Annotated in this window: 6 protein-coding genes; 4 read left to right on the plus strand and 2 right to left on the minus strand. The window is 43.4% G+C overall.

Going from position 1 to position 6928, the window contains the following annotated elements; all coding sequences use genetic code 11:
• Positions 1–114 precede the first annotated feature (114 nt).
• Positions 115–339 (minus strand): hypothetical protein, encoded by a 225-nt coding sequence (locus PHF18_RS14735; protein WP_300104186.1) that lies wholly within the window; start codon positions 337–339, stop codon positions 115–117.
• 120 nt (positions 340–459) lie between these two features.
• On the opposite strand from PHF18_RS14735, the gene PHF18_RS14740 reads away from it, so the two are divergent.
• Entirely contained in the window at positions 460–1728 is a 1269-nt protein-coding gene (locus tag PHF18_RS14740; RefSeq protein WP_300104187.1) for a tetratricopeptide repeat protein, read from the plus strand.
• A 105-nt stretch (positions 1729–1833) separates the two neighbouring features.
• Here the strand turns inward: PHF18_RS14740 and glgP are convergent, their stop codons facing one another.
• Complete coding sequence (gene glgP / locus PHF18_RS14745; RefSeq protein WP_300104188.1) at positions 1834–3513, minus strand: alpha-glucan family phosphorylase; 1680 nt, start codon at positions 3511–3513, stop codon at positions 1834–1836.
• A 282-nt stretch (positions 3514–3795) separates the two neighbouring features.
• Between glgP and PHF18_RS14750 the strand changes: the two genes are divergently transcribed.
• The 3 genes from PHF18_RS14750 (at position 3796) to PHF18_RS14760 (ending at position 6905) form a co-directional block, all read left to right on the plus strand.
• The gene (locus PHF18_RS14750) at positions 3796–5010 is read left to right on the plus strand and encodes a HEAT repeat domain-containing protein (RefSeq protein ID WP_300104190.1); all 1215 of its coding nucleotides are present in this window, start codon (positions 3796–3798) and stop codon (positions 5008–5010) included.
• Between the two features lie 260 nt (positions 5011–5270).
• On the plus strand, positions 5271–6275 hold the full coding sequence (locus PHF18_RS14755) for a PAS domain-containing protein (protein WP_300104192.1): 1005 nt from the start codon (positions 5271–5273) through the stop codon (positions 6273–6275).
• 144 nt (positions 6276–6419) lie between these two features.
• A complete protein-coding gene (locus tag PHF18_RS14760) occupies positions 6420–6905 on the plus strand; it encodes a DUF2227 family putative metal-binding protein (protein WP_300104194.1) in 486 nt (161 codons plus the stop codon).
• Positions 6906–6928: the final 23 nt, after the last annotated feature.

The following is a 6928-nucleotide window of genomic DNA, read 5'->3' on the forward strand; positions in this document are numbered from 1 at the left end:
CTATTTCTTTCCTATCGTTTACCGATTTTCCATTACTCCGAATCGGTGATCTGGTCAACCAGAGCTTGTTAGACAAGCCCCTTCCTCAAAAACCTGAGCCGTTAGGCGAAGGTTTTAGGGAGGGGTAATTGACTCGGCATTATAGGCATCATAGATCTGCGCAACCCATACAACCATTCCCATTAAAACCCCGATCCCGATAATGCTCATGAATGCGCTGATTAGCAGGGCTGCCCAGACGCCAAGTGCCTTGGACACTTGCCCCTTTACAAGCTGGCCCAGGCCGGGGATGAAAAAAGAGAATAGTGCTGGAACGCCGTGTGTTTGTTTGTAACTCATAAATTTACCCTCCCTTATTTATAGCAAATATGCTGACTAAATGCTAATTAATAAAAATATTCGTTACTTTAATTAATTTGTTTAATTATTAAAATTTGGGGTAATGAGTTCTTTAGTAAAATGAATACCTGCAAGCTTCGAAAAAGGCTTATATTCTCAGGACTCGAAAACACCGGTAAGCCCAAACCAAAACGCTCAAAGAGAATTATGATCCACAAAAAACAAACCGAAAAATCTTTTGAATGGGACCCTCCTGCTCCTTCAACAGTCTATATTAAAATCAAAAATCTTCCGTATGAAACCTTCAAAACGCGGCTGAACCAGGGACTGGTTACTACCGAGGTTGACCAGATACGGTACCGTCTGGAGAGGCACATCTACTGCTGTGAGGTCTGTTCGAAATACGTAAATGGGTACTGTATTATCACTAACAGAAAGGCTGAGTCCGGATGGATCTGCAAGTCCTTTGTGCCAAAAGAGGAGTTTATATATCTTGATGCTCGGCCTGGCCGGGAGGATTCGGCAGGGTTCAGGTACCTCTCTGAAACCGGGCTTGAAAAAGACAGTCCAGAAGGTGAGAGGGAAGAAGGAAGTCCGGAAAGCACAGAGGCAGGAGACCTCTACGAAAAAGGAGTGGCTCTTTACAGACAGGGAAGGCTAAGACTCGCGATTCAAGCTTTTGACCGCGTGCTTGAAGAAAAACCTCTGGATTTTGCAGCCATGTTCCATAAAGGAAATTCCCTCCTGAAACTCAAACGCTATGAAGAAGCTCTTGAAACATTTGAAAAAGCCTCGGAAATTAAGCCTGAGAATGCAGGGCTCTGGACTAACCTGGGGTTTGCTTTAACAAAGCTTGAGCGCTTCCGGGATGCGCTTGAGGCTTTCGAGAAATCGATTTTCCTGAACCCTGTGCAGAAAAAAGCCTGGGAAGGCAAAGATGCAGTGCTCGCCAGGATACGCTTTTGTGAAGAGAAACTCCTCGAATCTGAAAAAGCCCTGGAAAGAAATCCTGATGATCCGGATACCCTGTTTGAAATCGGGAAACTCCACCTCAGGCTTGGAGAACAGGAAAAAGCTGTGCAGTCTTTTAAAAAAGCCCTTGAGATTAAGCCTGAAAATGCCGAAGCCTGGCAGCTCCGGGGAAAAATCCTCTTTAAAGCCGGTTCGGAAAAAGAAGCTTTGCATGCTTTTGAAAAGGCAACCCGTCTGAAACCCGATCATCCTGAAGCCTGGTATGAAAAGGGAATGGTTTTCCTGAAACTTGGAAATCCGAGAGGGGCAGAAAATGCTTTTAAGATTGCAGCCGACCTCTGGGATAGTAAAGGGCTCAAAACAAAAGCGGAGAGTGCCCGTGAAAAAGTTAAAAGGCTGACATCCGACAAAGTATAAGCTTTTCTGGACTTTTTTTAGTTTATCCTATACTCATCCTGGTTTCGGAATAAGGTTGCCTGATTGTTCAGAGCAGCCTGATTCCTGAAGTTTACAGATATAAGTTCACAGATAAGCATGCGTAACATAACGCCGCATCATCCTGTGGCTGTTGAAATAATATGCAACCATACCTATTGAGTTGTTAATCAGTTTAAACCACTCATCTTTGCGGTCGTAATACATGGGGACGATAATGTAGTAGAGTTTGTTGTAGAGGTCATCAAGCTCAGAGAGCCTGGCCTCTTCTACGGAAAGATGTTCTTCGGGCTGAGGCCCTATGGACCAGCCAGTTACTCCTTCAATCCACCCTTCAATCCACCAGCCGTCAAGCACGCTAAAATTTACGACTCCATTATGGGCAGCTTTCATGCCGCTTGTGCCCGAGGCTTCATAGGGGCGAGTTGGAGTGTTCAACCAGAGGTCAACTCCGGAAACCATTTTTGCAGCCAGGTTCATATCATAATTTTCCAGAAAGACAATCTTGATCTCGTCTCGAAGTGTTTCTATGGTTTTGAAAATATCTCTTATGAGCTGTTTTCCAGCCTCGTCATGCGGATGGGCTTTGCCTGCAAAAATAAGCTGAATCCTGCCTCTCCTGTTTACCTTTTTGAGCCTTTCAAGGTCGGAGAGGATTAAGGTTGCGCGTTTATATTCTGCCATACGCCGTGCAAAACCTATTGTCAGGGTCTCATAGTCCATGCCTGCCCCTGTTCTTTTGTTAACTTCATCGATAAGCTCTTTTTTTGCATTCCCGTGAGCTTCCCAGATCTCTTCATCCGGGATTCCTCCTATCCTTACCAGGAGTTCGGGTTCATTTGCCCAGCCAGGCAGATAGTGGTCAAAAAGTTGCCTGAAAACAGGACAGGTCCAGGTATAAGAGTGGACGCCGTTTGTTATTGCCTGGATTGAATATCCGGGAAAGAGTTCATTTGAGACCCGGCTGTGTTTTTTTGTGACGCCATTGACATAGTTTGACAGGTTAAGAGCAAAAAGGCTCGTATTAAAACGGTCCGCCCCTCCAAACCTTCTGAGAATTTCAACATTGTTTTTATCCCGGATCAGGTCTTCCACAAGCCCGTAATCGAACTTGTCATGCCCTGCTTCTACAGGAGTGTGAGTGGTAAAAATACAGAGTTCCTTTACTTTAGTAGAGTCTTTGCCATTGCACGTCAAAAGTTCCAGAGCCAGCAGGCTTGAGTGCCCTTCATTCATATGGTATTTTCGGACATTAAAGCCCAGTGCCGCAAGCATCCGCACTCCCCCTATCCCGAGCACTATTTCCTGCCTGAGCCTGTAGGGCTGTTCACCTCCATAGAGGAAATCTGTGATCCCGCGGTCTTCCCAGGAGTTTCCCTCTACATTGGTATCAAGAAAAATAATGGGTACGCAGCCACCTGTCAGGCTTTTGCAGTTATAGTGCCATGCCTGGATTTTAACTTCCCTATCCTGAATTTTAATGCTCACTTCCTGCTGGAGTCTGGTCATCAAACGTGAAGGGTCCCACTCTTCAATCTGTTCGGTTTGATTTCCGGAGGCATCAAGACTTTGCCTGAAATATCCTTTATTACTAACCAGAGTTACAGCTACAAGCGGGACTTTAAGGTCTGAAGCCGAGCGAATCGTATCACCTGCAAGTACGCCAAGCCCTCCTGCATAGGTAGGGATTTCATTGCGAAGCCCTATTTCCATAGAGAAATAAGCAATTTTCTGTCCTTTCAATACTCCTTGAAGACTATCTTCCATATTTGTAAATCCCCCTTTCTTTATTTTAGCACAGGTGCATGTAAAAAAGCCTCTGGAAATTGCCTTTAGTAACTGTCTTTAATAATTATCTGTCTATTTTCTTTACTAATTATATTTATAAAGATGTCTCCAGGCATATATTAAATTGACCTATTGAATTGACTGAATAAATTAAATAAATCTTTGAGTATTATTTAAATAACATATTTGAATATATTATTCAGGTTAATCTTATTCTGGTAGATATTAAATTAATGGTGGAAAATACGTAGGTGGAGAGAAGTGCCTGAAAGTGTTATATCTCATCCCTCTGAAGATCCTGACGAAAAAGAGACAATTTCTGTTAGGTCTCTGGAGCTGCTTAAAGATCGGGCTATAAAAGACAATAATTATGCGGTTAGAAGTGAAGCTCTTCTTACTCTTGCAAAAAATTATAGTGGCAACAATGATATTTTTGAACTTATCAAAGAGAGGGCTGTCAGGGATAGCCATTACTCTGTCCGAAAAAACGCTCTTCAAGAACTGGCAAGGTTATGGAAAGGAAGCCCTGGAACCCTGTTCCTGATCAGGGAAAGGGCTACTGAAGACATTAATTATGAGGTCCGGAGGGCTGCTGTAAAAGCACTTGCAGAGAATTGGAAGTACATGCCTGAAATTCTTGAGCTTCTAAGGGACTGGGCTGAACATGCGGAAGATAAGTTCGTACGGAGTACAGCTCTTCAGGAGCTTTCCAGATGCTGGGGTAAAAGCTGTTGCAGTCTGGATTTCATAACTGGTAGGGTTGTAGAGGAAAAAGATGGTTTTGTAAGGGCTATTGCTATCCAGAGCGTTGCAAAGTACTGGAGTAAAGAGCCGGGTGTCCTTCAGCTGGTCAAGGATAAAGCCCTGAATGACGAACACTACTCTGTAAGGAGTGCAGCTTTGCAGGAACTGGCAGAAAAATGGCCCTCCAGAGAAGATCTCATTTCTTTAATAAAGGAAAGGGCAGTAAAGGATGTTCACTATTCTGTAAGGGGAGTTGCGATCCAGGAACTTGCAAACGGCTGGCGGAATGATTCTGACATTATGGAATTTATTAGGGATAGGTGCATTCACGATGAAGATAATATGGTCAGGGGGACAGCAGTCAGTATGCTTGCTTCCTTATGGCCTGAAGAGCCCGGGACTTTTGAACTGGTCCTGGAAAAAGCTGTTTTTGATGAACATTATTCGGTCAGGAAAAATGCCATGGAAGAGCTTGCAAACGCCTGGCATGAAAAGCCTGAAACGCTCCGCCTTATAAGGGACAGATTGCTAAATGACATCGATAATTTCGTACGGATTACTGCAGTTCAGGAACTTGCAAAAATCTGGCCTGCTGACCCGGGTACTCTGCCTCTGATTAAGGAGATAGCTCTTAAAGATAAAGACGAATTCGTAAGAGATGCGGCTGTCCGGGAATTAATAGACGGCTGGCAGGATGAAGCTGTGAAAGAATTCTTAAAGAAACTTGCTTAATATCTCTTGCCTGAACCCCTCCCTCCCAAAAAGAAGCCTAATTTTAATTTGATATATATAGTTTTTCCTTCGGTTTTTATTTTTTTGCTAATTGTTATGTTTAGAGATTACATCGTTTAAACACTAATGAGTCTCTGCATTATGATACGTCTGGAGGTTCAAACCACAATCTTTTTAATTTATTGCGTGTTTCTATGTAGTTGCAGCAAAAAGATTAAATACGCGAAATTTTTTCATAACTTCCTGTAAAAGGTTCCTGTATGGAGAATAAGATGGCTAAAGTGGCTTCGAAGTCGACTAAAAACGGAAGTATTGGCAGGCAAAAGTCCTCTAAATATCTCAATGAGATGGCTTTATGCAATGCACTTGAGATGGCAAAGGAACTGATCTCAGTAATAAATAGAGTACCTGTCACTGTTTTCCTGTGGCGGCCAGAGAAGTACTGGCCTGCAGAGTTCGTTTCTGAGAACATAAAGCAGTTCGGGTATACGGTAGAAGAATTCACCTCAGGAAAACTTCTGTATGGGAACATTGTGCACCCTGATGACCTTGAAAGGGTCGAAAGAGAGCTCTCAAGAAGGATTGAAGAAGACAACGTTGACTTCTCTCAGGAATACCGAATACTGACAAAGTCAGGGGAAATACGCTGGGTTGATGAAAGAACCTTTATCGAAGCCGATGAGAACGGGGTCGTAAATTACCTTAAAGGCATAATTCTTGATATTACCGAACGAAAACGAAAAGAGAAGCTGCTTTATATTCAGAGGGATCTTGGAATTGCTCTGAGCACTTCAAATCACCTGGATGAGACGCTTGAGAGGCTGCTTGATTCGTGCCTTCAGATAGATGAAATCAATGCTGGTGGTATCTATCTTATTGATGAAGAAACCGGGGATATGACTCTTGCCATCCATCGTGGCCTTTCTCCTAACTTTGTCGAGAATGCCTCTTATTTTAGTGCAAATTCTCCAAATGCCAGGCTAGTTATGATAGGGCAACCTGTCTATAAGCAGCACATAGACCTCCTTCTTACCTCCAGAGATGAGGCGCTCCGGCAGGAAAACCTCAGGGCTACGGCAATAATTCCTGTAAGGTCCGAAAAAAAGGTTATTGCCGCCTTTTATCTTTCCTCGAGTATGGAGTATGAGCTTTCGGATAGTGTGCGCACGGTTATTGAAACCATTGCGACCCAATTTGGGGTTTTTATCTCAAGGATCCGGCTTGAAGAACAGCTAAAAGAGTGTGTGAAGAAGCGAAAGGCTTGATCGCTTCTTCCATTTCAGTTTCTTCCCCGACCTTCCTGTCTTATTCAGTTTATTTTCTATGCAAGATCTGATTTGTATTTATTTTTCAGCCCAAAATCCGAAAATACCTCAATTTTTCGAAAAAACGGAAACAGGTTTAAAAACGTGCCATCTGGAAAAACGCATGATAAAATAAATATAGTTGTACTGTTCCTGATACTGTTGAGTCTCTTTTCCTTGCTGGAAAGATCAATTCTTCCTTTCCCTGACAGTTATCTGGAGAGCCGGAGAATAGTTCTCTTTTCGCTTGCCTATCTTTTTGGGACTTTCTATTTAAGTCCGGATCTTGACATAAAGAGCACCCCATACCGGCGCTGGGGAATCTTAAAGGTGATCTGGCGCCCTCACCAGCGGTTGTTCAGGCACAGAGGAGTTTTGCACCACCCGGTACTCGGCCCGGTGATCCTCACCCTCACCCCTTTAGTTTTGATATATCCCCTGATATATTCCCTGTTTATCTTTCTAGACATTGATACTGGCAGGTTTCCTTTCTGGGCGGGATCGGCGATACTTATCGGGCTTGTGCTTTCAATGGAGATTCATTACCTCTCGGACTTTGTATGGAGTAAAATTATGCACACAAAGCGGTGATAGCCGATGGCTGGAAAAAAGCC

Source organism: Methanosarcina sp. (genome assembly GCF_028693135.1).
Taxonomy (GTDB): domain Archaea; phylum Halobacteriota; class Methanosarcinia; order Methanosarcinales; family Methanosarcinaceae; genus Methanosarcina.